Source organism: Corynebacterium sp. Marseille-P8863 (genome assembly GCF_946902955.1).
Classification (GTDB): domain Bacteria; phylum Actinomycetota; class Actinomycetes; order Mycobacteriales; family Mycobacteriaceae; genus Corynebacterium; species Corynebacterium gottingense.
In genome coordinates, this window is record NZ_CAMPQC010000037.1 from 1 (window position 1) to 937 (window position 937).

At 68.2% G+C, this 937-nt stretch carries 1 pseudogene; it reads left to right on the forward strand.

The annotated features are described in order from the left end of the window. Nucleotides 1–336: 336 nt before the first annotated feature. A pseudogene (locus tag OVO38_RS12370) lies at nt 337–937 on the forward strand (hypothetical protein); the annotation flags it as partial.

Consider the following 937-nt stretch of genomic DNA (forward strand, 5'->3'; position numbering starts at 1 on the left):
TTGAGGCGTGATGGTAGGCCGGGCGCACACCAAATTCCTGCATGAGGTTTGCGCGACCTGGGGTTTTGCAAACCCGCTCGCCGAAAACCTGGAATCTGGTGCGAAGAGGCGGTGGTCTTGGGAACTTTCTTCGTAGACAGCGGTCGCGACCTGGGGAAACGCCATGTCGGTCGACCGGAACCGGCCGAAGCCCCAAAATGGTTCCCGGGCGGGGGCAGCCAAACCTAGTCCGGCCAGGCGAGGCAGGCCACCGCGACGCACCCGGCCACGAGCATGAGGGCGGCGCCGCCGGCGTACCCGGCGGAAGGCCAGGGCGCGCAGGCCAGCCACAATCCCATGGCGGTGATGGCGCAGGCGGCAATGTATCGGCTGGCCAGGAGGGTAAAGCGGCGCACCGCCCAGACACCGATGGCGCTGACGATCCCGAGTGCCGGGCTGATGCACAGCGCGGCTGCCAGCGGCAAACCACAGCAACACCAGCGCGCTGACCAGGCTGAGCGTCGCCCCGCCGAACAGGCTGAGGCGGTAGGGGCGCTCGCCTGCGAAGGAGAACGTGAGGGTGCCGCCGTGGCCGGCGGGGATGCGGAAGGCGAGTTGGCCGGCGTCGATACGCTGGGGGTGAGCGGTTCGTTGTCGAGGCTGGCCTGCAGGCCTGGGTTAAACGCGTGGGTGGTGATGAGCAGGCGGTCCTGGTCGGCGGGCGCGAAGGTGGCGCCGCGGGTGTATCGGGGTGCGCGGTATGTGACGGTGAGCGAGGCGTCGAAAAGCGATCTGGTGGCGCTTGGCGTGCGCGAGCGTGACATTGCGATCGTGGAAAACGGCGTGGATCCGATCCCGGACGAGCTGCCCGTGGTGCCCGACGACGGCAAGGTGCACGTGGTCACCTTGTCGCGGCTGGTGCCGCACAAACGCATCGAGCACGCGATCGACGCGGTGG